The organism is Noviherbaspirillum sp. UKPF54 (assembly GCF_007874125.1).
Lineage (GTDB): Bacteria > Pseudomonadota > Gammaproteobacteria > Burkholderiales > Burkholderiaceae_D > Noviherbaspirillum.
Genome location: NZ_CP040128.1, coordinates 1025036 through 1049054, shown reverse-complemented (window position 1 = coordinate 1049054; position 24019 = coordinate 1025036). Strand labels below are relative to the sequence as shown.

The window sequence follows — 24019 nt, the reverse complement described above, 5'->3', positions numbered from 1 at the left end:
TTTTGCATCAGGCGATTTCGTCCAGCTTCTTGCCGGACAGCGCGGCGCGCACGCTGCGATCCATCCTGCGCGCGGCGAATTCCTCGGTACCCCTTGCCAGCGCGTCGACGGCCGCCTTGATCGCGAGATGATCGTCGCCCCGCTCCTTCTGGCGCACGTCTTCCATCAGCGCAAGCACCGCGGACTGTTCCTGGCCCGACAGCAGGTCGCCGTCGGCATCCAGCGCCGACTGCGTCGCCAGCAGGATGCGCTCCGCCTCGACCTGTTCTTCGCGCAATGCGCGCATCTTCATGTCGACCTCGGCCGAGGTGAACGACTCCTGCAGCATCCTGGCGATCTCGTCGTCGCTCAAGCCGTACGACGGCTTGACGGTGACCGACGCCTCCACGCCGGAATGCTGTTCGCGCGCCGACACCGACAGCAAGCCGTCGGCATCGACCTGATAGGTGACCCGTATGCGCGCCGCGCCAGCCGCCGTCGGTGGAATGCCGCGCAGCTCGAACTTCGCCAGCGAGCGGCAGTCGCTCACCAGTTCGCGCTCGCCCTGCACCACGTGGATCGCCATCGCGGTCTGGCCATCCTTGAAAGTCGTGAATTCCTGAGCCCGCGCGCATGGGATGGTCGAATTACGCGGGATAACCTTTTCCACCAGCCCGCCCATGGTCTCGATGCCGAGTGACAGCGGGATCACGTCCAGCAGCAGCCAGTCGTCGCCCGCAGCGCGATTGCCTGCCAGCAGGTTGGCCTGGATGGCCGCGCCCAGCGCCACCACCTTGTCGGGATCGATATTGGCCAGCGGGATCGTCTTGAAGAATTCTCCGACCGCCTTGCGGATATGCGGCATGCGCGTGGCGCCACCGACCAGCACCACCCCATCCACGTCCTCCACCGTCAGGCCCGCGTCGCGCAAGGCCTTGCGCGTCGGGGTTATTGTCTTGGCCACCAGATGCTGCGTAATCTGCGCAAAGGTTTCCGCCGTCAGTGTCAGGCGCACCTCTTCACCCGAGGTCAGCACCGCATCGATATGCGTCTCGCCCTGCGTCGACAGCAATTCCTTGGCTTCGCGCGCCTTCACCATCAGGATGCGGGTGTCCTTGTCGGATAACGGCGCGAGCCGCGCCTGCTCGATCATCCAGCACATCAGGCGATGGTCGAAATCGTCGCCGCCCAACGCAGAGTCACCGCCGGTCGCCAGCACCTCGAAGACGCCCTTGGTCAGCTTGAGAATGGAAATGTCGAAGGTGCCGCCCCCAAGGTCGTAGACCGCGAACACGCCTTCGGACGCGCTGTCGAGCCCGTAGGCGATGGCGGCAGCAGTCGGCTCGTTCAACAGCCGCAGCACATTCAGCCCGGCCAGTTTCGCCGCGTCCTTGGTGGCCTGGCGCTGCGCATCGTCGAAGTAGGCGGGCACCGTAATGACCGCGCCGACCAGCTCGTCGCCGAGCGCGTCTTCCGCGCGCTGGCGCAGCGTCGCCAGGATTTCCGCCGACACTTCCACCGGGCTTTTCACGCCGGCCACCGTCTTGATCTGCACCATGCCCGGCGCGTCGACGAAATCGTAAGGCAGGTTCTCGGCGTAGGCGATATCCTTCAGGCCGCGTCCCATGAAACGCTTGACCGACACGATCGTGTTCTTCGGGTCGGTCGTCTGCGCCGCCTGCGCCTTGCAGCCGATGTGCGCATGGCCGTTGGGCAGGTAGCGCACGATTGACGGCAGCAACGGCCGGCCTTCCTCGTCGTTCAATACTTCCGGGATGCTGCTGCGTACCGTCGCAACCAGCGAATTGGTGGTACCCAGATCGATGCCGATCGCCAGCCGATGCTGGTGCGGCGCGGTGGACATGCCGGGTTCGGAAATTTGCAGGAGTGCCATTGGAATCTTTACTCTGTCAGTTCATTGACGCGCGCAACGGGCGGGCGAATCGCAATCGGCCTGAATGATAGCCGAGGAATTCATCCTTCGATATGTTCGAAGATGTGCCCGATTTCCGTCGAAAATTTTTCGAGAAACATCAGCTTGCGCACGCCGTGCGCGGCCTCGGCGAAATCCTGCGCGTCCAGTTGTTCGCCGATTTTCCTCACTTCCGCCTTGCGCGCGCATTGCAGCTCGGCGTTCAATGCTTCCAGCGCATCGATATCCTTCGCCGCCCGGGCCTCTTCCAGCGCCTCGCGCCACTCCATCTGCTGCATCAGGAAGTCGCCAGGCATCGCCGTGTTCGACTCGATCTGCAAATCGACGCCGTTCAGCTCGCACAGGTAGGCCGCCCGCTTGTAGGGATTCTTCAGCGTCTGGTACGCCTCGTTGGCGCGCGTGGCCCACTGCATGGCGACGCGCTTTTCCGTGTCGGTCGCATTGCTGAATTTGTCGGGATGAACGCGGTTCTGCACCTCGCGATAGGCCTTGTCCAGCGCCGTCATGTCGATGTCGAAACGCTGCGGCAGGTGGAACAGCTCGAAGTGATTTTGCATGGCTAATTAAAACAAAAGCCTGTTCGCACAGGCTTCGGATGCGATTGGACGGCGCATTCCTCCCGTGGAAGGATGCGCACGCCACTCAGATGCTGAAGCTTTCTCCGCAGCCGCACTCGTTCTTCACGTTCGGATTGTTGAACTTGAAGCCTTCATTGAGCCCCTCGCGCGCGAAGTCGAGTTCGGTGCCGTCGATGTACGGCAGGCTCTTCGGATCGACGAACACCTTCACGCCGTGCGATTCGAACACGGCGTCGTCCGGCGCGCTCTCGTCCACGTACTCCAGCTTGTACGCCATGCCGGAACAGCCGGTGGTGCGCACGCCGAAGCGCAAGCCCACGCCCTTGCCGCGGCGTTCGATATAACGGTTGATGTGCCTTGCTGCTTTTTCGGTCAACGTGACTGCCATAATGCCTTATCACCTTTCGCAAATCTGTTCCGGCCGGGCCGGAACACCAAAATCAGGCCGTCTGCTTGGACTTGCTCTTGTAATCCTGCACCGCCGCCTTGATCGCGTCCTCGGCAAGGATCGAGCAGTGGATCTTCACCGGCGGCAGCGCCAGCTCTTCCGCGATCTGCGTGTTCTTGATCGCGAGCGCCTCGTCGAGCGTCTTGCCCTTGACCCATTCGGTCACCAGCGACGACGACGCGATCGCGGAACCGCAGCCGTAGGTCTTGAACTTTGCGTCTTCAATCACGCCGTCGGCGCCGACCTTGATCTGCAATTTCATCACGTCGCCGCAGGCCGGCGCGCCGACCATGCCGGTGCCGACCGACTCGTCGCCCTTGTCGAAGGCGCCGACATTGCGCGGGTTTTCATAATGGTCGAGGACTTTTTCCGAATAAGACATTTGATGCTCCTTATAACTTGGCAGGTGCGGTCAGTGCGCCGCCCACTGGATCGAGTTGATGTCGATCCCTTCCTTGTGCATATCCCACAGCGGCGACAGCTCGCGCAGCTTGGCCACCTTGGTCTTGATCAGGTTGATCGTGAAATCGATGTCTTCTTCCGTCGTGAAACGGCCGATGGTGAAGCGGATCGAGCTGTGCGCCAGTTCGTCGCTACGGCCCAGGGCGCGCAGCACGTAGGACGGCTCCAGGCTGGCCGAGGTGCATGCCGAGCCGGACGACACCGCGATATCCTTGATTGCCATGATCAGCGATTCGCCTTCGACATAATTGAAGCTGACGTTCAGGTTGTGCGGCACGCGGTGTTCCATGTCGCCGTTGACGTAGACTTCCTCGATCTCGGTCAGGCCCTTGGCCAGGCGGTCGCGCAGCGCCTTGATGCGCACGATCTCGGTGTCCATCTCTTCCTTGGCAATGCGGAAGGCCTCGCCCATGCCGACGATCTGGTGCGTCGGCAGCGTGCCGGAACGCAGGCCGCGCTCGTGGCCGCCGCCGTGCATCTGCGCCTCGATGCGCACGCGCGGCTTGCGACGCACGTAGAGCGCGCCGATGCCCTTCGGGCCGTAGGTCTTGTGCGCCGTGAACGTCATCAGGTCGACCTTCCATTTTTCGAGGTCGATGTGGACCTTGCCGGTCGCCTGCGCCGCGTCGCAGTGGAAAATGATGCCTTTCGAGCGGCACAGCTCGCCAATTTCCGGAATCGGCTGGATCACGCCGATTTCATTGTTGACCAGCATGACCGACACCAGGATCGTGTCCGGGCGAATCGCTTCCTGCAGCTGCTCGAGCGTGATCAGGCCGTTGTCCTGCGGCTGCAGGTAAGTCGCTTCAAAACCCTGGCGTTCCAGCTCGCGCACGGTGTCGAGCACGGCCTTGTGCTCGGTCTTGACCGTGATGATGTGCTTGCCCTTGGTCTTGTAAAACTGGGCCGCGCCCTTGATGGCGAGGTTGTTGCCTTCGGTCGCGCCGGAAGTCCAGATGATTTCGCGCGGATCGGCATTGACCAGCGCCGCGACGTGGGCGCGCGCTTCTTCCACCGCCTTTTCCGCTTCCCAGCCGTACATGTGGCTACGCGATGCCGGATTGCCGAATTGCTCGCGCAGATACGGGATCATCTTGTCGGCGACGCGCGGGTCGATCGGCGTGGTGGCCGAGTAGTCCATGTAAATCGGAAAATGCGGCGCCTTGATGGTATCGATCAGGCTTTTTTCCAGGGGGGCGTTCATACGGTATTTCACTCCAATCAAGCAGCCACGTGGGGCCGGTGCTGCACCATCACCACGTTGTTGTCGGCATTCTTTTGTTTCTGTTGGTCCACCAGGTCTTTCAGGGACACGGAATCGAGGTATTCCACCATTTTTGCATTGAGCGTCGACCACAGGTCGTGGGTCATGCAGCGCGTGCCGTGTTCGTGGTTGGAGCCATGGCAGTTTTCCTTGCCACCGCACTGGGTCGCATCGAGCGGTTCGTCGACCGCGATAATGATGTCCGCAACGGTCACGTCCTCTGCGCGGCGCGCCAGGGTGTATCCGCCGCCGGGGCCGCGTACCGATTCGACGATTTCATGACGGCGCAGCTTGCCGAATAACTGCTCCAGGTATGACAGGGAAATCTCCTGCCGCTGGCTAATCGCAGACAAGGTGACTGGCCCTTTATCCTGGCGCAACGCCAAGTCGATCATCGCAGTCACCGCAAACCGGCCTTTTGTAGTCAGACGCATAAAACTTCAGCTCCCAAGCGAAACTGTATCCAAGTTCTAACAAATATCCCGGATTCCCGAATATTTTAGTCAAGTATAACAAAGCCGACTGATTTTGTCAGGTATTAGGGGAAATACGCGAACCCGAATTGCGCAGGAGTTCCAGGATTGCTGCGGCGCAACTTAATCGACGCCATTATTTCATATTTCACATCTCGCCGCTTTCCTCGCACCGCTAGCGCAGTTTCAAGCGCACGAAAACCATGAAGGAAGCAGGATCGCCCGCGTAGACGGGTGACGCGGATGAGGGCACGATGTAACGGCTCACGAAGACGCCGGCATCCAGACCGACCGGACCGCGCACCCCGCTTTCATGAAAATATCCGAAGGTCAGCTTGTTCATCTTGAATGTGCGGTTCATGGCAGCGCCATCTTCGGCCACCAATTCACCGCTACCCACCTGCTCCAAGCGCCCGAACACCGCGTGCCGGCTATCGAAGCGAAGCGTGGATTCGAGCAAATAGCCCATCGTCGGTTCGCGATCCTTCCTTGCGTTCCGGCCCCAGGCAATCGTGCTTTGCCAATTACCGTTGCTAAGCGCGCGACTGTAGGTCGCCGACAGCGTCGCGCGCCGCACATTCTCGTCCGGCGCCAGCTGGTCGACACCGTTCAGCATGCCGCGGCTGAACTGGAAAGACCAATTCGGGGACGGGTTGTAGGAAAGCCGGGTCGAGGTGGAATCCAGCCGGAGCGCGTACTTCTCATCCCGCCACCGATCATTTCGCTCCTTCCCGGAGAAAGCGGACCCTTCGAACTTGAGCGCGTGCCATGCATAGCCGACCGTAAAAACGTGGGACACGTTGTTGTTCACGTCAAGCCAATGGCTGGCGCGCCCGGTTTCCGGATTATCAATACCGGAAATCTGCCGCATATAGGAAACGGGCGGCCCCAATGCTGGCTCGCCCGGCATGCCGAATGAGCCGAATACGGCACTCCGTCCACTCATTGGCAGGCTATACGAAGCAACATACGCCGGCGATCGGGTTCGATCGTCGTCGTGGCTATCCGCAATCAAAGTTCGACGATCGGATAATTCGAATGCACGCTGCCCCACAGCACCAGCAACTTCATGCTCGTCTGCCGCGCTGCCCGCTGTCGGCCAAGCGTGATCCATTGTCTCTTCGAAGAGCGTGCCGGCATGCACTGTCCAGCTTGCTGCGTACATCAGGACCGCCACCGTTGTTGTTATTGCCTGCATGCTGAGCCCCTTCCTGTTTGGCACACGAAGTAGTCAATGCTAGGCAAACTCCATACCAGAGCAGCAGCTAGAGGGTGCTTCCTTGACGACCATGGGAAATCCGGTACGAACATCGCGCCTTGAACTGCGGGAGGCGCTTGCGAAATAGCCGCGCGCCTACGATGGTTCGCCCCCAAGTCAAGGGGAAAATTTACAGGGCCGGGCAAGCGTTACAGCACGCCCCGCACAGGGTTGGAAACACGAGGGGGAGATTATTGCCGCCGAATCGCGGCAAAAGTGGGAAATACGCAGCAACTGGGAAATGCGCTGCAACTAATACATGCCGGGCCCCGCCGCCCTGGCACTCAGACGTTCAAGCGCGGCATGACTTTGAACGAGCGTCAGCATCAATCCTTTGCAGGCGTCCTCCACATAATCCAGGACGCGACCAAAGTCGGTGCTGCCGCGGTAATACGGGTCGGGTACGACGGGTGTCTTGAATTTGCGTGAGTATTCCATCAGCATGCCCAGCTTTGACTCGTAGGCGGCCGGGCACATGGTCTGTAGCCTGTCCAGGTTATTGAAATCCATTGCCAACAGTAAATCAAATCGCTCGAAGTCGTCCAGCCTCAGTTCCCGCGCGCGCAGCATCGACAAATCGTAGCCTCTCCGCTGGGCGGCAGCGATAGCACGGGGATCGGGCGGTTCGCCAACATGATACCCATGGGTGCCGGCGGAATCGACGACAATCCGATTTTGCATGCCGGCATTCTCAATCAATTGCCGCATGACACCCTCGGCGGTAGGAGAGCGGCAAATGTTTCCCATGCAAACAAACAAAATTTGAACATTTGCCATTGGCTACTCGACGATAAATAAAAAGCTGCCACAAAAAAGTCTGATGGCGCAACGGTCCGCACGCTCCCTATTCCACCTTATCCCGAATCGTGCTGCGCCGAAAAAGAGAAAAGGGTTAGCAACGTTGATGCCATCGCCCGAAAAAGTGCTTGAAGCACCGATCGAACCGCACGGCATCATCGTCCAACGAAATGCCAGGGAGGTTGATGATAAGTCGCAATAGCTTTTCAATTAAGCGTGCGCCGATGCGCACATGCCTGTTAAGCCTCTCCTTGCAGCAAATGCATCGGGCCGAACAGCTGCTGCATTGTCTCGTTCTGTATAAAAGTCAGGTTGTAAGGATGCTCGGACAGCGCTTTCGGAAATTGCTCGGTCGCCGGCAATCCCTTCAGCTGCTCGGCGATCTTCCCCCACAGCACCAGCGTCGGTGGCGCGATTCCATGCCTACCAGCATGCTCAGCCAGCGCCGCCAGCACGACTTGCAGGAACGGTTGCCATGCGCGCGCCTCTTTCGCCGGCGGCACGTGGGGGCGAAACACTAGCGCGGCGTTCAGCAGCAAAAAACCATTGCGCGTGAGGTTTGCCTGCAGCTCGGTCAGCGTTTGAACGAAAGGAGATCCGATCGTACGCGCCTTCATCGAAACCTGGGCGATGGCGTCGCCCGACGTATTGTCTGCCGCGAGCAACCCGTCCGCCACCAGCAGCATCTTCATGAAATTGCGCAGGGAGGTGGCGCGATTGACCTGCTTCGACAAGCCTTTCTCGGACCAGAGGGACTCGACCGCACCGTCCATGAAGCACACGCCGGTGGCGCTCTGCTCGCGCGGATAGGGCCCTTCTCCCACGAGCACATAGCGCACCTTGTCCAGCGGCTGCGCGAACGCAGCGAACATGCGTCCCTCGGTGGGCAGATAACTATCCTCGGCCAGCGCAGGCAGGTAAGACGGATCGGCTTCCGCAATTGCCTCCAGGCCGCGCCCCAGTGTGGAACGCCACGATGGATGAGCGAACTTGAGGGCCTCTTGTATCGGTTGCGGAATCATTGTCGGCATATTGGATAAGCAATAAAAAGGGGCGATTGTACCGTCGCCATGCAACGAAACCGCCCCTTGATGATTCCGGCTTCGCCGAAGCGCGGAGGTCGATCCACCAGATTATTTGCCCAGCATCGACACCACGTTGTCCTCGCCCGGTGTGCCAAACAACTGTTCTTTCAGCAGATGCAACTGGTCGCGCACCTGGGCCGCCTTTTCGAACTCCAGGTTCTTCGAGTGCTCCAGCATCAGCTTTTCCAGGCGCTTGATTTCCTTGCTGATCTGCTTTTCGGACATCGATTCGTACTTCGCATGCTCCTGCGCGACCTCCCGCTCCAGACGCGCCTCGTGCGGATTGTAGACGCCGTCGATGAGTTCGCGGATTTCCTTCTTGATGCCTTTGGGCGTGATATTGTTGGCTTTGTTGAAAGCGATCTGCTTGGCGCGGCGGCGTTCGGTTTCGTCGATGGCTCGCCGCATCGAATCGGTCACCGTGTCGCCGTACAGGATCGCAGTGCCGTTCAGGTTGCGAGCGGCGCGGCCAATGGTCTGGATCAGGCTGCGCTCGGACCGCAAAAAGCCTTCCTTGTCCGCATCGAGGATCGCCACCAGCGACACTTCCGGGATGTCGAGGCCTTCGCGCAGCAGGTTGATCCCGACCAGCACGTCGAAGGTGCCGATGCGCAGGTCGCGGATGATCTCCACGCGCTCGACGGTATCGATATCGCTGTGCAGGTAGCGTACCTTCACCCCGTTATCGCCAAGGAATTCGGTCAGTTGCTCGGCCATGCGCTTGGTCAGCGTGGTTACCAGCACGCGTTCGTCCTTCTTCACGCGCGCGGTGATTTCGGACATCAGGTCGTCGACCTGGGTACTGGCCGGGCGCACCGCAATCTGCGGGTCGACCAGACCGGTCGGCCGCACTACCTGCTCCACCACTTGCCCGGCGTGCGTTTTCTCGTAGTCGGCAGGCGTGGCCGATACGAAAACGGTCTGCCGCATCTTGGCTTCGAATTCCTCGAACTTCAGGGGCCGATTGTCAAGTGCCGACGGCAGACGGAAGCCGTAATCGACCAGGTTAATCTTGCGCGCGCGGTCGCCGTTGTACATGCCGTTCAGCTGCCCCAAGAGCACGTGCGATTCATCCAGGAACATCACCGCATCCTGCGGCAGGTAATCGACCAGGGTCGGCGGTGGCTCGCCGGGCTTGGCGCCGGAGAGGTGCCGCGAATAGTTTTCGATGCCCTTGGTGAAGCCGATTTCCGTCATCATCTCCAGGTCGAAGCGGGTGCGCTGCTCCAGCCGCTGCTCCTCGACCAGCTTGCCCTCCTTGCGGAAGAATTCGAGCCTTTCGCGCAGTTCTTCCTTGATCGTCTCGATCGCGCGCAGCACCGTCGAGCGCGGCGTCACGTAATGCGAGCCCGGATAGATCGTGAAGCGCGGAATTTTCTGCCGTACGCGCCCGGTCAAGGGATCGAACAGCTGCAGGCTGTCGATCTCGTCGTCGAACGTCTCGATGCGCAGCGCCAGTTCCGCATGCTCCGCCGGGAACACGTCGATCGTGTCGCCTCGCACCCGGAAGGTGCCGCGCGCGAAATCGACCTCGTTGCGCGTGTACTGCATCTGGATCAGGCGCGCAATCACATCGCGCTGGCTGACCTTGTCCTTGCTGCGCAGGGTCAGGATCATCTGGTGGTATTCATTCGGATTACCGATACCGTAGATCGCCGATACCGTTGCCACGATCACCACGTCGCGCCGCTCCATCAGCGATTTCGTGCACGACAGGCGCATCTGCTCGATATGCTCGTTGATCGACGAATCCTTCTCGATGAACAGGTCGCGCTGCGGCACGTAGGCTTCCGGCTGGTAGTAATCGTAATAACTGACGAAATACTCGACCGCATTCTGAGGGAAAAACTCGCGGAATTCGCTGTACAGCTGCGCCGCCAGCGTCTTGTTTGGGGCAAACACGATGGCCGGCCGGCCAAGGCGCGCGATCGTGTTCGCCATCGTGTACGTCTTGCCGGAGCCGGTCACGCCCAAAAGCGTCTGGAACGACAGCCCGTCCTCGATGCCCTCGACCAGCTTCGCAATCGCCGCCGGCTGATCGCCGCCCGGCGGGAACGGCTGGTACAGCCGGTACGGCGAGTCCGGGAAGGTAACGATTTTCGATTCGTCGATGGGACTGGATACCTGGGATAAATCTGCCATCTGCATTCGACCTTTGGTAAAATAATAGGTTGCAAATTAGCTTCGGGTTTCAAACCTGAAACTGACGACAACCCGGCTGCAACATCGTGCAAAACACGTGCCCTGGCAGCCAACTTTTCATGTTATCACGATGAGCCAATCCCATCCTGCCTCCCTGTTTTCCGCCATCGAAATGGCGCCACGCGATCCGATCCTGGGCATTACCGAAGCCTATAACGCCGACAAGAACGCCAACAAGGTGAACCTCGGCGTCGGCGTGTACTACGATGACAACGGCAAGGTACCGCTGCTCGAATGCGTGAAGAAGGCCGAAGCGCAGCTGATGGAAAAGGCCGCGCCCCGCACCTATCTGCCGATCGAAGGCCTGGCAGCCTACGACAAGGCGGTACAGGAATTGGTATTTGGCGCCGATAGCCCGATCATTCAGGAAAAGCGCGCCATCACCGTACAAGCCATCGGCGGCACCGGCGCACTCAAGCTTGGCGCCGACTTCCTGAAGCGCTTCTCGCCGAACGCGCAAGTGTTCATCAGCGACCCGAGCTGGGAAAACCATCGTGCGCTATTCGAATCCGCCGGATTCACCGTCAACAACTACCCATACTATGATGCAACGACCCGCGGCGTGAACTTCGGTGGCATGCTCAATGCGCTAAAGGGAATGCCGGCCGGCTCCATCGTCCTGCTGCACGCCTGCTGCCACAATCCGACCGGCGCCGACCTGACCGAGGCGCAGTGGACCGAGGTAATCCAGGTGATGACCCAGCGCGGACTGGTTCCGTTCCTCGACATGGCCTATCAGGGTTTCGGCGACGGCATTGACGAAGACGGCAAGGTGGTGCGCCGCTTCGCGGCGGCCGGCGGCCCGCTGTTTGTATCGAACTCCTTCTCCAAGTCGTTCTCGCTGTACGGCGAGCGCGTCGGCGCCCTCTCTATCGTTGCGGCCAGCACGGAAGAAGCATCGCGCGTGCTGTCGCAACTCAAGCGCGTGGTACGCACCAACTACTCCAACCCGCCGACCCACGGCGGCCAAGTAGTAGCCATCACGCTGTCGACACCCGAACTGCGCAAGCTGTGGGAAGACGAGTTGGCCGGCATGCGCGTGCGCATCCGCGAAATGCGCCAGGCGATGGTGCAGAAGCTGAAGGAAAAGGCCCCGGGCCACAACTTCGACTTTGTGATCCAGCAGCGCGGCATGTTTTCGTACTCCGGCTTGACCAAGGACCAAGTTGGCCGTCTGCGCGACGAATTCTCGATCTATGCCGTTGATACCGGTCGCATCTGCGTTGCCGCATTGAACTCGCGCAACATCGATGCCGTCGTTGACGCAATCGCCAAGGTGCTTTAATTCTAGAAAGAAGGATTAATTGTTGTCAGTCATTACGAAATTCATCAGAAAGTTTTGACAGCAACAGAAAACTCCTCCTATAATAGCGCTTCAGCTGTTCCCTGATAGCTCAGTCGGTAGAGCGACGGACTGTTAATCCGCAGGTCCCTGGTTCGAGTCCAGGTCGGGGAGCCAAAAGATTCAAGGGCTTACGTGAAAACGTAAGCCCTTTTTATTTGCCTGTTTGAAACAGCATCCGACAGCCAATCATTAGCGCCAGCTAAATTCCATTGAGAAACGTCAATAGTATCTTTGCATCACTTTGATACATTTCTTTCATTGCACGTCAGAAATAAAAGGCTTTCTGTGTCGCAAATTTGGCTTCCGCTGTCCAGTTTTGCCGCTTGCTTCACGCCTCTCCCCAGCATCGACTGGTTGCGTGACTTACCTCTTGTCGGCCATTCAAGCTCCCCGCCCTTCAGCCCCTTTTCGACGCGCATGGTCTCCATCCACTCCCATCGGGGCTCGTCCTCGAATGGCGCAAATCATGGAAAAACATCATGACGTTAGCGAACTTCTATTCCAGCAATACCACTGCGGGACCGATCACCGCAGCGATGGAGCTTGTCTGCCCCGTTAATAGCCTGAGTACGTTGCGTGCTGCAGTGGACCACGGGGCAGATTGGATTCGCCTGGATCATCGCGCGCATAACCAGACGGAGGAAATGCGGGATCTCAATCCGGACTACGCCGTACTAATCCGCCGAGGCATTCGCTACGCGCATGACAGGCGCAGCCGCGTACTTTTCGCAATTGAAACAGATGAGCAGGCTTCTTCATGGAGCAGCTTGCGCGACATGATCGATCTCGTGGCACAGTGCGGCGTTGACGCTGTCGCCCTTTCTGACCCATCGCTGCTACTGTATGCCGCCGCGCAGCATCCTCAACTTTCCCTGCATTACGAGGCCCACGAGGACTGCATCGACCATGACACCATCAATTTCTTCCACCAGCGCTTTGGCGTGGCTAGGGCCCTGCTGCCGCGGGTATTGACGCTCGCCCAGGTAGCACATCTGGCAGCGAATACCCAGGTCGAGCTGCAGGTAACTGGCTTCGGCAGGCAATGCTCACTCGTTACCCCCAGCAGTGGGCCTTCACTCGACGGTCTGCGCTTACGCGCGCATGACGCACGCAGCATAGGAAATACTCCCGGTCCGCATCTTTGCGGCGCGACCGAACGTGCGGCAAATGACAACTGCTTCACGCTTGACAAACCACCGGATACAAGCGTTTTGACATTGCTTCCGCAGTTGACATCTCTGGGCGTGCGCGCCATCCAGGCCGAGGCTCTGGAGCATGGCCCGGTGTACTTGGCGCAAGTGATGCAGGTATGGCGGGAGGCCGTCGACGAATGCCTGGAAAATCTCGATCACTATGCGGTAAAACCGTCGTGGATTGCAGAATTGCGCAGAGCGTCACCACATCGGTGATGACCATCGCCGGATGGGCATGTCCGGCGGCTAAGCATTGCTTGACCAGAAACCGTCGTAGTCCAGAGCCCTGACGGCAACGAACATTTCGCACTGCGGATAGACAAAGCCGCCAATCAACGAAAACATCCTGAATACACAAAAGCACGCTGACCTTCGCCATCGTGAGAAAAAGCCTATCGCCCATGAATAGCACCGCGATCGCCACGTAATCGAATAATTCGTGCGATGCACGGAAAATATTTCAAAGCCGCAACCAATATAGTTACAACAAAAAAACACAACCTCCCCGCTTCATATTGCAGCGCATCAAAAAACAACACATTTCATGCAGTATGTTATTTTTCCTCACCAAAAAACAACCACATTCCATTCATTACTCCGCACAGTGACAAAAAAAGGCACATGAAAAATAAGTACTTTTACTGTACAAACTAACAGTTGCAACATTGTGAGCACTTTAATATTATTCGATTGTCGCACTGCAGCAAACCTATCTGTTTTTGCCTGTATTGCGTGCATTTAACGGCTGCGAATCCGTCGCGCCGTCAGCCATCAAATTTCTGAGTTTGGAGGGCGTCCGTGAGTCAGACATTATCCGCCCCAGCTCCCCGCTCACCGGGAATACCGAAATCACTTAGCGGATGGCTCATGCTCGGCATATGCTTGGTCGTTACCGCGCTGGCATGGCGTGACGTGGAGGAAGGCCGACTGCGGGATGAACAAGCCTATTTCGAAGGCCAGTCAAGCAATATGACTCTCCGCATCGAACAGGCGCTTTCATCGTTTGAACAGGCTTTGCAGAGCGCGGCGGCTGTTGCCGCTAACCAGGAAGGCGCGCGCTCGAGATTGCGTGACCACGTCGCTGCATCTTCGTCGGGCATGCAAGAAATAGCATTTATCCCTGCAGCAGAATCAACCAGGGCTGCTGCACCGAACCTACCGAGTTCCGGCCTCCCGTCGGTCAAAATCGCCTATATCCCTGCCGGCCATTCAGGATCGGAGGCTGTCGCAATGCCGGACGAACTTCGTTCCCACGCGCTAGCCGCCGCCTCCCCTACCTCAACCGCAGCCGGCAGACAAAACGCTCCACTCGATCATCCGCAGCAAGTGACGCTGCTCATGTACCTGCCTGTTCACGCTGAGGAAGAAAGCCGGCGGCTTGACCACAGCTCCGGGAAATTGCTCGGCTATGTTTATACCCATATCCGCCTCAGCGACTTCTTCGATTCCTTGTGCAACGATGCGCAGCGCCATTTCCGAATCAAATTTTTCAAAGAATATGGTGCTTCGCCCGAGGCCCTGCTCTATGAGAACGCGCCCGCGCTGACTGCTCTGGGCGCTGCCCGATTCAGTAAGACTGCCGTTATTGATACCAATGGCAATCGCTGGACTATCGAGTTCGAAGCGTCGCGGCCGGGGCTGCCATATTCAGACACGCGTCGCCCCCAGATCTATATTCTGGGCGGTGGACTGATGCTGGCGTTGTCTATGCTTGCGACCATACGAGCAAACAATCGTTTGCGTCGGGCGCCCCCCGTGGAACAGACGCAGCAAGACTTGAAAAACCAGATTCATGCGCTCGAAGCGCGCCGGGATCAAGAACAAAAGCGTCTGGCGCAGGAAATGCACGACGATCTTGGACAACTGCTTGCCGCCATGAAAATGGACCTTGCCTGCCTTTCGCTCCATATACCGGCGGGCGACATGAAAGCATCACAACATTTGGCTGGCATCACTGAACTGGTCAACACCATGATGACATCGGTACGGCGTATCATTTCCGACCTTCCGCCCCAAGCGCTCGACGAGCTTGGGTTGTTCGATGCGCTTCGTCTGATGGCAAAGAAATTCGAAGAAAGGCATCAGGTCAGATGTCGCGTCAATTTGCCGGCCTGCGAACTACACATCTCGCAGCAGGCGACATCCGCCATCTACCGCATGACCCAGGAGTCGCTCAATAACGTCGCAAAACATGCTTGCGCCACAAAGGTCGAGATAAAAATGGTGACGTTCGACAACCGCCTTGAACTCAGCATTGCGGATAATGGCAAGGGCTTTTCGGCGCGGGCATTGCAGAAGGCCGGCTCGTTCGGATTGATCGCCATGCGCGAAAGAGCAGCGTCGCTAAATGGCAGCCTGCGAGTGGAGAGCACCAGCGGCGCGGGAACGACGATTTACATCACGCTTCCGCTCGATGAAAAGCTGCAGCACAGTACTCATTCAGATAACTCTCATTCAGATAAATCCACGATGCTGGTCGAAGGCATTTGACTTTCCCCAGGATCGCGAATGCAAGCAGGGCCAGAGCATACTTGGGAACCGCGGACTGAATGCAACGTTGGACTCTCCCTTGAGCGTGCAAACGCACCAATGAGGCGGCTTTCCAAACCTTGAGACCGCTCAATGGCCCGATAATTACGCCGGTCCTCTGGCACCGCCCGCAACCTTGTCGCGTGGCGAGGATTGTGAATTCTCAATTCGCATCATTTTTGATCTGTTACTTTGAATTTTTCATGGTCATAGCCTGATACACATCCTGGCTCGCCGGGCAAATCATAGAAACCTGAAAACGATGGATTCAGGCATGAATCATTCTGTCAGCCATATGAATTTCGGCTAGCGACGCCAATACATTGACCAACAGCTGACTACCGGCCCAATCAAAGAGAAATGTGATGATCACCCATTTGGAACACGGTTCTGACAAGCTGTCCAATTACATCACCACCTTATCTAGATTCCCCGCCAGTAAAGTCGGCCCCTCCCTGCTCTCCATCATAGAATCTGCCATGGACGGCGTCATCATTATCGATGCCGCCCGTCAAATCGTGCTGGTCAACCAGAAAGTGGAGCGCATGTTCGGCTACCCGGCGAGGCACCTGCTGGACAAATCCATCGATATCCTGCTGCCGCCGCGCCTATGTACCGAACAGGGCCGGCGCATCGACCGTTTCACAACGGCACGCGCACATGGCAGGCGAACTAGGCTAGGCCTCAGAGGGGTTCATGCAAACGGCGAACAGTTATCTCTGAACGTCAGCCTAACCCGCATCGCTGTGCACGGCGAGCCCTTCGTCACGCTGATCGTCCACAGCATGACAGCCGAACGCAACGCCATCGAAGCCAGACGACGCACGGTACGCCCCTCCGAACTCCGCAAATGGGCAGCATCTTCGCAACTGGCGAGCGAAGTGGAGAAAAGGCGCTTTTCCAAAAAGCTCTATGACGACATCGGACAGCGGTTGAGCGTATTGAAGCTGGACTTGGATTGGCTGGAGAATCGCCTCCCCACGACCAGTACAGGAGTGCCGGCAAGAGTTGCACAAATGCAAGGCTTGCTCGATAACGTTATTACGATGACCAAGAGTATGGCTTCCGCGCTGCGCCCACCCTTACTGGATGATTTTGGATTATTGCCCGCGGTCGAATGGATGGTCGAAAATTTCCAGAAAAAGACATCCATTTGCTGCATCGTTGAAAGTCACGGGCTACCAATCAGTCTCGGCGAGGCCATCGATTCAGCGATCTTCCGGGTAATCCAGGAAGCCTTGGCCAATATCGAAAAGCATTCTAGCGCCAGCAATGCACGTATTGTGTTTTCACAGGCTGCAAGCCAACTCGATGTTATGATTCAGGATGATGGCATCGGAATGGCGGGCGGCAGCGAGAACAAACCCGGTTGTTATGGCCTTATTACGATGCAGGAACGTATTTTTGTACTTGGAGGTACAATCAGCATCGGCAATATAAAACCGCACGGCGTGCTGATCCATGCATCCGTTCCAATAGAACCTCTCGCCACTTCCGAACCGCACTCACATTCCCCGTTGCCACGTTTATGATTCGCATTGTTATCGCCGACGACCATACCATCATGCGCGAAGGCTTAAAGCGCATTCTCGATGGTGCCGACGACATTGAAGTCGTCGGAGAAGCCGTCGACGGTTTCGAAGCGCTGGCTCATGTGCGCAAAGGCGGTTTCGACCTGCTAATGCTGGACTTATCGATGCCTGGCCGTAGCGGAGTGGAACTGATCCGGCAGATCAAAGACGAGATGCCAAAATTGCCTATCCTGATCCTGACCATGCACGAGGAAGAGCAATATGCAGTGCGCGCAATTCGTGCCGGCGCGCGTGGTTATCTCACAAAAGAAAGTGCTGGTACACAACTTGTCAGCGCCATCCGGAAAGTTGCTTCGGGACGCCCATATATCAGCCTTGAAGTTGCCGAGCAGTTGGCGATGGATGTAATGCCAGCGAACGAAGAGCTGCCGTATAAACAGTTGTCGAACCGCGAATTCGAGGTATTTACGCTACTGGTAAGCGGCAAATCGATTACCGAAATCGCCGACTTCCTACATCTGAGCGCAAAGACAGTCAGTACTCACAAGACGCGCATCCTGACCAAGATGAACATGAATTCACTGGCGGAGATGGTGCATTACGCAGTCCAGCATCGACTGCTTGGCCCACTGACGAATTAATCCCCCCTATTCCATTCCCGCTTCGACTAGCGCCAATGGTTTCACATTAACCGTTGCACCGCGCATTCGCGCCTTTAACTTGCGGCTTATAGCAATAATTTACCAATATCAATTATTGCTATATTGAAATGCGTTCTCCGTCTGCCCTATACAACTAGGGTCAGCAAAATTCAGGTTTGGATGTAGGGATATTCCTACATGCACGCCAGCCGTCCTACATTGCAATTCAGCTCACACCGATAGTAATTGATTATTGCGATTGCGATACTGTGCACTTCACCCGAAGTATGACAAGTGAGCAACTCGCCGCTGATTCTGGATCATTAAGCCAGCCTGGGAAGCGCGTTCCAATAATCAACAGGTGAATAATTAAAACGATTGTGCCGGTGCTTTAGACCGGCGCACCAGAAAATGTTGTGAAATATTGAATCAGGAGCTGACAATGTTATCGACGCAAATATCTGAAATTCGCACCGAGGCTCCCGCATCGGCACTCCATCCGTCCGCAGCGGAAGCAGGCTGGCAGCGCCAAGGGAAACTGTGGTCCAATCTGAAAGAACTGTGCGATATTCTACGCATTCCGTCTGCTACCATCCATACCGACGAGGAACTGCTGTTTCAGCATGTGCAATTCAAGACCGGCCAGCGTATCCATACTATCGGCCAACCGTTTGACACCCTGTACATCGTTCACTCCGGCTTCCTGAAAACCGTTCTGATCGATGAATTCGGCAACGAACAAGTCCTGAGCTTCCCGATGAAGGGCGATTTGTTTGGCGTCGACGGTATTCATTCCAAGCGCTACGCATCCGAGGCCGTCGCCCTGTCCAACTGCGACCTGATCCTGCTTCCCTTCAAAAAATTGACCGCACTTGGCCGCGCCCACGTCGAGTTTGAACACGCAATTTACAGCGTGATGAGCCGTGAACTCGTGCGTGAACAAGCCATGGTCAGCATGTTGGGAGCGTTGAGCGCAGAAGCACGCGTCGCCCGCTTCCTGGTATCGCTGTCGGAGCGTTATGCCGAAATGGGATATTCGAGCAAGCTATTCAACTTGCGAATGACACGCCATGAAATTGGCAGCTATCTCGGCCTGACGTTGGAAACGGTGAGCCGCACTCTCTCAGCGTTCAATGAAATCGGACTGATCACAGTTGATCAACGCTCGATCGGCATCAAGGATGTCGATGCACTCAAGACCCTGCGCCGGCTACCGCCCTCAAGCTCGCGCGCCAAGCAAGTTTCTTCGAAAAAGACGAAGCAGGTGCCGAAGCAACCGGAACAACCGGATTCCGATTGGGGACAGCTTGCAACTGCCTAACCTCAAAGTGACCGACTGCACAACGTGATCGATTGCTGGCTCTGGCGCTGAAACGCGTTTTCAAGCTAAAAAGCCCGGTCTTTTCAAACCGGGCTTTTTTACATTGCTCCTCACCCAAGCGCCATAAGAATGTCAGGAACCACCGCACTACCGCTATCCATAGGCCAAATCATGGCTTCATTTGTTCAACATAATTTTGCGAGAGTCCACATCGTCGCAAAATAACTATTTACGCTTTCCACCGCCAACTGGCGTTGGCCCGGTGGTCGTCGGGCCTCGCTTTTCCTCGATGCCGGCATTCTCGTCCGTCACGATCACAGCGCTTTTTGCCATGGTATTCGCTGTTCCGGCCGTCGTATCGGCAACAGTAGCAGCCATGTCACGCACGCCAGTTCCCGTCGCTGTGGCCAATGTTTCGGCTCCCTCCCGTGCCTTGGTTGCCGCGCTATCAATCGCCGAGCGAGCAGCTACCATGTTCTTCTTCGCAAGTTCGGCGACCTCCTTGAATGCCGACTCCCAAACTGAAAACATACTTGTCATGGGATTAAATACAGCATCGTTGGCCTGCGCTTGTGTCATAGCCAGCGGAGCAGCGGCGTTTGCCGGAGTATTCGCTCCCAACTGCTCGATATAATCCTGCATCGATCTGCCAATTTCATTCTGCATTTCGGCAAAGATGCGCATGATTTCCTTCTGATAATTCATAGTATCGTCGGGATTGCGCGAGAAAAAACTCGATTGAAAAGTCGTACCGACATTACGCGGATCACGAATGCTTGACATGGCCTGCGCAAACTTGAGTTGCTCGTTGAATGCGCGATGGGTTGCGCCGATCACCACGCGATCAATCTTTTCCGTTCCAGCGAAAATGGCGTCCGCGAATCGCCGCGACGCTTCAAGCTGGGACTGGTACATATTGACCATGGGGCTGAGTACATTCTGCATGATGGCTCTCCTGGAAGAATGAGAAGAGTGTGAAAGCCGGCATCAGATAACGCTCTTTGATGACTTCGGATTTGACTCTGCATATTCTCTGCGTATCCGGCGCATGCTTCCACTCGCCCCCATCTCAGCTTGAGACAGATCAAGCGCTCTCCTGTTTGTAACGCGATCCCTCAACACATATGCTGGCCGCCGTTGATCGCAATATTTGCCCCCGTCACAAAGCCCGCATCATCAGAGCAGAGATAGGCAATCAGACCGGCGACTTCGGCTGGCTCTCCCAGCCGGCCGACCGGAATCTCGGGAAGGATTTTCGTCTCGAGAATTTCCTTTGGAACCTTGGTTACCATCTTGGTGCGCAAATAGCCGGGAGAGACCGTATTGACGGTAATTCCCTTGCTCGCCACCTCCAGCGCCAGTGCCTTCGTAAAGCCATGCAGTCCAGCCTTCGCTGCGGAATAATTGGCTTGACCGAAGGCACCCTTCTGCCCGTTGACCGAGGAGATATTAATGATGCGTCCCCATCGGCTTTCAAGCATCCCGTGCAGCACCGGCTTCGTCATGTTGAATACGCTATCGAGGTTGGTTTCGATCACAGAACGCCAGTCCTCCAGCGTCATTTTCTTCAAGGTCGTATCGCGAGTGATGCCTGCATTGTTGACGAGCACATCAATGCGGCCAAGCTCACCGACAATTTTCATCACGCCCGCTTCGCACGAGGCGAAATCGGATACGTCGATCATGTACGCCGAAAAGTCGAAACCGGCTTCCTTTTGCGCTTTGAGCCATGCCGGCGCGTGGTCGTTGTTCGGTGAATAGGTCGTGCTCACGCGATAGCCGGACGTGAACAGTTTCTGGCAAATAGCCTCCCCCAATCCTCCCATGCCGCCGGTCACCAGCGCTACTCGTTGTGCGTCCATACTGTCCTCTCTGACTCCATGAAAAAAGTGCCGCGCCCCGCGGGAAAGCTGCATTCCTGCGCCGCGAACCATTTTGCTCCCGCCGGACATACGTGCGCGTGCGGTTTGTCAAAGTGGCTGCGCCAGCACGACGGCCCACGCGTCGACCGAAGCGACGGTCACATGTTCACCGTAGCCGGCCGCAACACCCCCCTTTGAGTTTGGGAAAATCGATCCGCAATGGTAATTCCTGCCAAGTCCCACCCGGACCGTCGCAGGCGAACCAGCCGCCCGGTTAGTGGTCTATTGGGGAGTGCAACAGGTTCTGGAGGAAAAGGGATCGTGATCCTTCGCCGCGACCACTGGCCACCATGTCACAGCATCAAGGGCGAAGGCAGGCATCAGTCTGCTTGATTAGGCTATGAGCGAATGCAGCCCAAGTTCTACATTTCATACTCGCCGGGCAAACTCGGTTCCGTGTTTGCGCTGTTTTACTTCGAGTCCGGCGCCGATATCTATGGCTGGCATATCGAGGCCAGGAGCCTGTATTTTTCCGCAGCCTTCTTCATGGTCGAAAACTTCTATGACAATCGCACGCCGCGCCTGTATCGCAGCGTGCAGGATGACGTTTACGGGCCATGGACTATCGACTATCCGCCCACCAGGGACGAGATCCGTTGTCCAGTGCCCGAATCGGTGGGACACGAACTGGAGCGCATACAGTCCCGCTTTGTCGAGGAATGGCTATTCTTCAAGAGCGACCTTCACATCGAAGCCGAACTGGCGGCCTACGCGGCACACGACATGCCGGTACAGGAAGTCAACATCAAGTCCAAGCGCCTGGCACGGCTGCAAAAAACCGGAAACACGTGGATTTACACCCCGCCGGGGATCGATTTCAACGTTGTGCAGCTGCTGCGCAAATATTGGCGGCTGAGCGAAAAAGTCCCGGCGCGCTAGCCTCAGCGCTTTGCACAGGCGACAATTTCCTTCCATCCGAACGATGGTCACCAACAGGACTGGAGGAAAACTCCTATTTTCTGCCACATCCGCGCGTCTGGCCGGTCGATCTCGCATAATAGCGCCGTGCCAGCGGTTATAATTACCACGAAGCACTAGCACGCGGTGAGCAATTATTCAATGCGCTGTAACGGGCTGCATCTTTCATGCGGCCCGTTTCATTTGACTGGCCCAATTTGATTTTTTGCTCGCCGGGCGCGTGCAATGGAAGCAGGCGCATTCATCCCAGGCACTTTTATGTCCAAGACTCAAAGCAGCAAGCCGATCGAGATCAAGATTTCAACCGTCGTGGCGGTATCCGCCATCCTGCGTTCGCATGATCTGGGTACGCTGGATGACGCGATGAAGACCATGACCGGCGGCGCGCCTGACTATTTCGACCACGAGTTCGCGGTTCTGGATGTCGCCGGCTGCGACTTCAGCAAAGACGGCATTGACTGGCCGGCGGTGATCGCCCTGTTCCGTTCCTACAGCCTCAATCCGGTTGCGGTGCGCGGCGCGCCGCCCGGCATGGAGCAGGACATCCTCGCACACGGCCTGAGCATCGATACACTGGCCAAGCCGCGCCAGGAAGCCGCGCAAGATGAACCAGCCGAGCCCGAACCGGCCGTCGCTGCGCAGACTGTAGCCCCGCAAGCCGCCCCGCCGGCCGTGCCCGCGGCGATGCCGGCGATGATTATCGATACCCCGGTGCGTGCCGGCCAGAGGATATACGCGCGCGGGGCGGACCTGGTCGTCATGGCCGTGGTTAACCCCGGCGCCGAATTGATCGCGGATGGCTGCATCCACGTGTATGCGCCGTTGCGCGGCCGCGCCCTGGCGGGCGCCAATGGCAACGCTCAGGCCCGGATTTTCGCGCTGAGCATGGAGGCGGAACTGGTTTCCATCGCCGGCATGTACCGCACGTTTGAAAGCGGCCTGCCGCCCGAGCTGGCCAAGAAGCCGGCCCAGGTCCGGCTGGCGGGCGATCGGATCGATGTATCATCCATCCGCGCTTAATTTTCGTATTTTCTGGAAGGAGTCTGTTTGTGGCGAAAATCATTGTTGTAACGTCGGGTAAGGGAGGCGTCGGCAAAACCACCTCCAGCGCCAGCTTCGCATCGGGCCTGGCCCTGCGCGGGCACAAGACAGCCGTGATCGATTTCGACGTCGGCCTGCGCAACCTCGACCTGATCATGGGTTGCGAGCGGCGCGTCGTGTACGACCTCATCAATGTGATCAACAATGAAGCGACGCTTAACCAGGCGCTGATCAAGGACAAGCACTGCGAAAACCTGTTCGTGCTGCCGGCCTCGCAGACGCGCGACAAGGATGCGCTGTCCGAGGAAGGCGTCGAGCGCGTGCTGAACGATCTCGACAAGATGGGCTTCGAGTACATCGTTTGCGACTCCCCGGCCGGCATCGAGCACGGCGCGGTGATGGCGCTGACCTTCGCCGACGAAGCGATCGTGGTAACCAATCCGGAAGTCTCCTCGGTGCGCGACTCCGACCGCATCCTCGGCATCATCCAGGCCAAGTCGCGTCGCGCGTTGAACGGCCAGGAGCCGGTCAAGGAGCACCTGCTGCTGACGCGCTACGTGCCCAAGCGGGTCGAGGCGGGAGAGATGCTGTCATTTACGGATGTGCAGGAAATCCTGCGCATTCCCTTAATCGGCATCATCCCGGAATCCGAATCGGTATTGCATGCATCAAACCAGGGCCAGCCGGCGATTCACATGGCAGGCACCGATGTCTCCGAAGCGTACAAGGATGTCGTCGCGCGCTTCCTCGGAAACGATGTTCCGCTGCGCTTTACCGCTTATGAAAAACCGGGGTTGTTCCAGCGGATTTTTAAGGGCAAGTAAACATGGCGCTACTTTCATTCTTATTCAATAACAAGCCGAAGAGCGCGAGTGCGGCCAAGGAGCGCCTGCAGGTCATCATCGCGCGCGAGCGCAATGGGCGCGACGGTCCCGATTTCCTGCCGGCCTTGCACAAGGAACTGATTCAGGTCATTTCCAAATATGCGAAGGTCAACGCAGACGACATCAAGATCTCTCTTGATCGCCAGGGCAACCTGGAAGTGCTCGATGTGAATGTCGTTTTGCCGGACGCGTAATCAAGCAAATGGCCGTCTC

General features: G+C 57.4%; 22 protein-coding genes and 1 tRNA gene. 11 read left to right on the top strand and 12 right to left on the bottom strand.

The genetic code is table 11. The annotated features are described in order from the left end of the window. Nucleotides 1-7: 7 nt before the first annotated feature. From hscA to uvrB, 10 genes are all read right to left on the bottom strand, one after another. Nucleotides 8-1873, bottom strand: a complete 1866-nt coding sequence (gene hscA / locus FAY22_RS04975) for a Fe-S protein assembly chaperone HscA (protein ID WP_146329191.1) — start codon at nucleotides 1871-1873, stop codon at nucleotides 8-10. 80 nt (nucleotides 1874-1953) lie between these two features. Next, entirely contained in the window at nucleotides 1954-2469 is a 516-nt protein-coding gene (hscB, locus tag FAY22_RS04970; RefSeq protein ID WP_146329190.1) for a Fe-S protein assembly co-chaperone HscB, read from the bottom strand. An 85-nt stretch (nucleotides 2470-2554) separates the two neighbouring features. After that, nucleotides 2555-2878 (bottom strand): iron-sulfur cluster assembly protein IscA, encoded by a 324-nt coding sequence (gene iscA, locus FAY22_RS04965; RefSeq protein ID WP_146329189.1) that lies wholly within the window; start codon nucleotides 2876-2878, stop codon nucleotides 2555-2557. Between the two features lie 52 nt (nucleotides 2879-2930). Then, nucleotides 2931-3320, bottom strand: a complete 390-nt coding sequence (gene iscU / locus FAY22_RS04960; RefSeq protein WP_146329188.1) for a Fe-S cluster assembly scaffold IscU — start codon at nucleotides 3318-3320, stop codon at nucleotides 2931-2933. 30 nt (nucleotides 3321-3350) lie between these two features. Beyond that, nucleotides 3351-4604 (bottom strand): IscS subfamily cysteine desulfurase, encoded by a 1254-nt coding sequence (locus FAY22_RS04955; protein WP_146329187.1) that lies wholly within the window; start codon nucleotides 4602-4604, stop codon nucleotides 3351-3353. A gap of 17 nt (nucleotides 4605-4621) precedes the next feature. Further along, nucleotides 4622-5098 (bottom strand): Fe-S cluster assembly transcriptional regulator IscR, encoded by a 477-nt coding sequence (gene iscR, locus FAY22_RS04950; RefSeq protein WP_146329186.1) that lies wholly within the window; start codon nucleotides 5096-5098, stop codon nucleotides 4622-4624. Between the two features lie 214 nt (nucleotides 5099-5312). After that, complete coding sequence (locus tag FAY22_RS04945) at nucleotides 5313-6302, bottom strand: hypothetical protein (protein WP_146329185.1); 990 nt, start codon at nucleotides 6300-6302, stop codon at nucleotides 5313-5315. A 345-nt stretch (nucleotides 6303-6647) separates the two neighbouring features. Further along, nucleotides 6648-7172 carry a low molecular weight protein-tyrosine-phosphatase gene (locus FAY22_RS04940; protein WP_146329184.1) on the bottom strand — a complete coding sequence of 175 codons (525 nt, stop codon included), beginning with the start codon at nucleotides 7170-7172 and terminating at the stop codon, nucleotides 6648-6650. A 260-nt stretch (nucleotides 7173-7432) separates the two neighbouring features. Then, a complete protein-coding gene (locus FAY22_RS04935; protein ID WP_146329183.1) occupies nucleotides 7433-8224 on the bottom strand; it encodes a uracil-DNA glycosylase in 792 nt (263 codons plus the stop codon). A gap of 102 nt (nucleotides 8225-8326) precedes the next feature. Beyond that, complete coding sequence (uvrB, locus tag FAY22_RS04930; RefSeq protein ID WP_146329182.1) at nucleotides 8327-10420, bottom strand: excinuclease ABC subunit UvrB; 2094 nt, start codon at nucleotides 10418-10420, stop codon at nucleotides 8327-8329. A 130-nt stretch (nucleotides 10421-10550) separates the two neighbouring features. On the opposite strand from uvrB, the gene FAY22_RS04925 reads away from it, so the two are divergent. The 7 genes from FAY22_RS04925 to FAY22_RS04895 all read left to right on the top strand — a co-directional run bounded on the left by FAY22_RS04925 (nucleotide 10551) and on the right by FAY22_RS04895 (nucleotide 19041). Next, on the top strand, nucleotides 10551-11765 hold the full coding sequence (locus FAY22_RS04925; RefSeq protein WP_146329181.1) for an amino acid aminotransferase: 1215 nt from the start codon (nucleotides 10551-10553) through the stop codon (nucleotides 11763-11765). Nucleotides 11766-11863: 98 nt separating this feature from the next. After that, nucleotides 11864-11939: transfer RNA gene (locus FAY22_RS04920), tRNA-Asn, on the top strand. A 365-nt stretch (nucleotides 11940-12304) separates the two neighbouring features. Beyond that, nucleotides 12305-13234, top strand: coding sequence for a peptidase U32 family protein (locus FAY22_RS04915; RefSeq protein ID WP_146329180.1), 930 nt, complete (start codon nucleotides 12305-12307; stop codon nucleotides 13232-13234). Between the two features lie 651 nt (nucleotides 13235-13885). Continuing rightward, nucleotides 13886-15508 carry a sensor histidine kinase gene (locus tag FAY22_RS04910; RefSeq protein ID WP_146329179.1) on the top strand — a complete coding sequence of 541 codons (1623 nt, stop codon included), beginning with the start codon at nucleotides 13886-13888 and terminating at the stop codon, nucleotides 15506-15508. A 404-nt stretch (nucleotides 15509-15912) separates the two neighbouring features. Next, complete coding sequence (locus FAY22_RS04905) at nucleotides 15913-17079, top strand: PAS domain S-box protein (RefSeq protein ID WP_146329178.1); 1167 nt, start codon at nucleotides 15913-15915, stop codon at nucleotides 17077-17079. Next, nucleotides 17076-17720, top strand: coding sequence for a response regulator transcription factor (locus FAY22_RS04900; RefSeq protein ID WP_146329177.1), 645 nt, complete (start codon nucleotides 17076-17078; stop codon nucleotides 17718-17720). Before FAY22_RS04905 ends, FAY22_RS04900 begins: the two co-directional genes overlap by 4 nt. Nucleotides 17721-18162: 442 nt before the next feature. Beyond that, nucleotides 18163-19041, top strand: a complete 879-nt coding sequence (locus tag FAY22_RS04895; protein ID WP_146329176.1) for a Crp/Fnr family transcriptional regulator — start codon at nucleotides 18163-18165, stop codon at nucleotides 19039-19041. 225 nt (nucleotides 19042-19266) lie between these two features. Here FAY22_RS04895 and FAY22_RS04890 read toward each other — a convergent pair whose 3' ends face one another. Both FAY22_RS04890 and phbB read right to left on the bottom strand, forming a co-directional pair. Continuing rightward, nucleotides 19267-19986 (bottom strand): phasin family protein, encoded by a 720-nt coding sequence (locus FAY22_RS04890; protein WP_146329175.1) that lies wholly within the window; start codon nucleotides 19984-19986, stop codon nucleotides 19267-19269. A 170-nt stretch (nucleotides 19987-20156) separates the two neighbouring features. Further along, on the bottom strand, nucleotides 20157-20903 hold the full coding sequence (gene phbB, locus FAY22_RS04885; protein ID WP_146329174.1) for an acetoacetyl-CoA reductase: 747 nt from the start codon (nucleotides 20901-20903) through the stop codon (nucleotides 20157-20159). A 408-nt stretch (nucleotides 20904-21311) separates the two neighbouring features. Between phbB and FAY22_RS04880 the strand changes: the two genes are divergently transcribed. The 4 genes from FAY22_RS04880 (at nucleotide 21312) to minE (ending at nucleotide 24000) form a co-directional block, all read left to right on the top strand. Continuing rightward, nucleotides 21312-21842, top strand: a complete 531-nt coding sequence (locus tag FAY22_RS04880; RefSeq protein ID WP_146329173.1) for a hypothetical protein — start codon at nucleotides 21312-21314, stop codon at nucleotides 21840-21842. Nucleotides 21843-22139: 297 nt separating this feature from the next. Continuing rightward, nucleotides 22140-22901, top strand: a complete 762-nt coding sequence (gene minC, locus FAY22_RS04875; RefSeq protein ID WP_146329172.1) for a septum site-determining protein MinC — start codon at nucleotides 22140-22142, stop codon at nucleotides 22899-22901. A gap of 29 nt (nucleotides 22902-22930) precedes the next feature. After that, a complete protein-coding gene (minD, locus tag FAY22_RS04870; protein ID WP_146329171.1) occupies nucleotides 22931-23746 on the top strand; it encodes a septum site-determining protein MinD in 816 nt (271 codons plus the stop codon). Between the two features lie 2 nt (nucleotides 23747-23748). Beyond that, nucleotides 23749-24000 carry a cell division topological specificity factor MinE gene (gene minE, locus FAY22_RS04865; RefSeq protein WP_040039719.1) on the top strand — a complete coding sequence of 84 codons (252 nt, stop codon included), beginning with the start codon at nucleotides 23749-23751 and terminating at the stop codon, nucleotides 23998-24000. Nucleotides 24001-24019: the final 19 nt, after the last annotated feature.

Bases quoted from the DNA above. Each gene is read 5' to 3' on its own strand.
- FAY22_RS04905 (WP_146329178.1), top strand. From the start codon at position 15,913: ATGATCACCCATTTGGAACACGGTTCTGACAAGCTGTCCAATTACATC.
- FAY22_RS04900 (WP_146329177.1), top strand. From the start codon at position 17,076: ATGATTCGCATTGTTATCGCCGACGACCATACCATCATGCGCGAAGGC.
- FAY22_RS04925 (WP_146329181.1), top strand. From the start codon at position 10,551: ATGAGCCAATCCCATCCTGCCTCCCTGTTTTCCGCCATCGAAATGGCG.
- FAY22_RS04935 (WP_146329183.1), bottom strand. From the start codon at position 8,224: ATGCCGACAATGATTCCGCAACCGATACAAGAGGCCCTCAAGTTCGCT.
- hscA (WP_146329191.1), bottom strand. From the start codon at position 1,873: ATGGCACTCCTGCAAATTTCCGAACCCGGCATGTCCACCGCGCCGCAC.
- hscB (WP_146329190.1), bottom strand. From the start codon at position 2,469: ATGCAAAATCACTTCGAGCTGTTCCACCTGCCGCAGCGTTTCGACATC.
- uvrB (WP_146329182.1), bottom strand. From the start codon at position 10,420: ATGGCAGATTTATCCCAGGTATCCAGTCCCATCGACGAATCGAAAATC.
- minE (WP_040039719.1), top strand. From the start codon at position 23,749: ATGGCGCTACTTTCATTCTTATTCAATAACAAGCCGAAGAGCGCGAGT.
- FAY22_RS04945 (WP_146329185.1), bottom strand. From the start codon at position 6,302: ATGTACGCAGCAAGCTGGACAGTGCATGCCGGCACGCTCTTCGAAGAG.
- minC (WP_146329172.1), top strand. From the start codon at position 22,140: ATGTCCAAGACTCAAAGCAGCAAGCCGATCGAGATCAAGATTTCAACC.
- iscR (WP_146329186.1), bottom strand. From the start codon at position 5,098: ATGCGTCTGACTACAAAAGGCCGGTTTGCGGTGACTGCGATGATCGAC.
- FAY22_RS04880 (WP_146329173.1), top strand. From the start codon at position 21,312: ATGCAGCCCAAGTTCTACATTTCATACTCGCCGGGCAAACTCGGTTCC.
- FAY22_RS04910 (WP_146329179.1), top strand. From the start codon at position 13,886: ATGCTCGGCATATGCTTGGTCGTTACCGCGCTGGCATGGCGTGACGTG.
- FAY22_RS04955 (WP_146329187.1), bottom strand. From the start codon at position 4,604: ATGAACGCCCCCCTGGAAAAAAGCCTGATCGATACCATCAAGGCGCCG.
- phbB (WP_146329174.1), bottom strand. From the start codon at position 20,903: ATGGACGCACAACGAGTAGCGCTGGTGACCGGCGGCATGGGAGGATTG.
- FAY22_RS04940 (WP_146329184.1), bottom strand. From the start codon at position 7,172: ATGGCAAATGTTCAAATTTTGTTTGTTTGCATGGGAAACATTTGCCGC.
- FAY22_RS04890 (WP_146329175.1), bottom strand. From the start codon at position 19,986: ATGCAGAATGTACTCAGCCCCATGGTCAATATGTACCAGTCCCAGCTT.
- iscA (WP_146329189.1), bottom strand. From the start codon at position 2,878: ATGGCAGTCACGTTGACCGAAAAAGCAGCAAGGCACATCAACCGTTAT.
- FAY22_RS04915 (WP_146329180.1), top strand. From the start codon at position 12,305: ATGACGTTAGCGAACTTCTATTCCAGCAATACCACTGCGGGACCGATC.
- iscU (WP_146329188.1), bottom strand. From the start codon at position 3,320: ATGTCTTATTCGGAAAAAGTCCTCGACCATTATGAAAACCCGCGCAAT.
- FAY22_RS04895 (WP_146329176.1), top strand. From the start codon at position 18,163: ATGTTATCGACGCAAATATCTGAAATTCGCACCGAGGCTCCCGCATCG.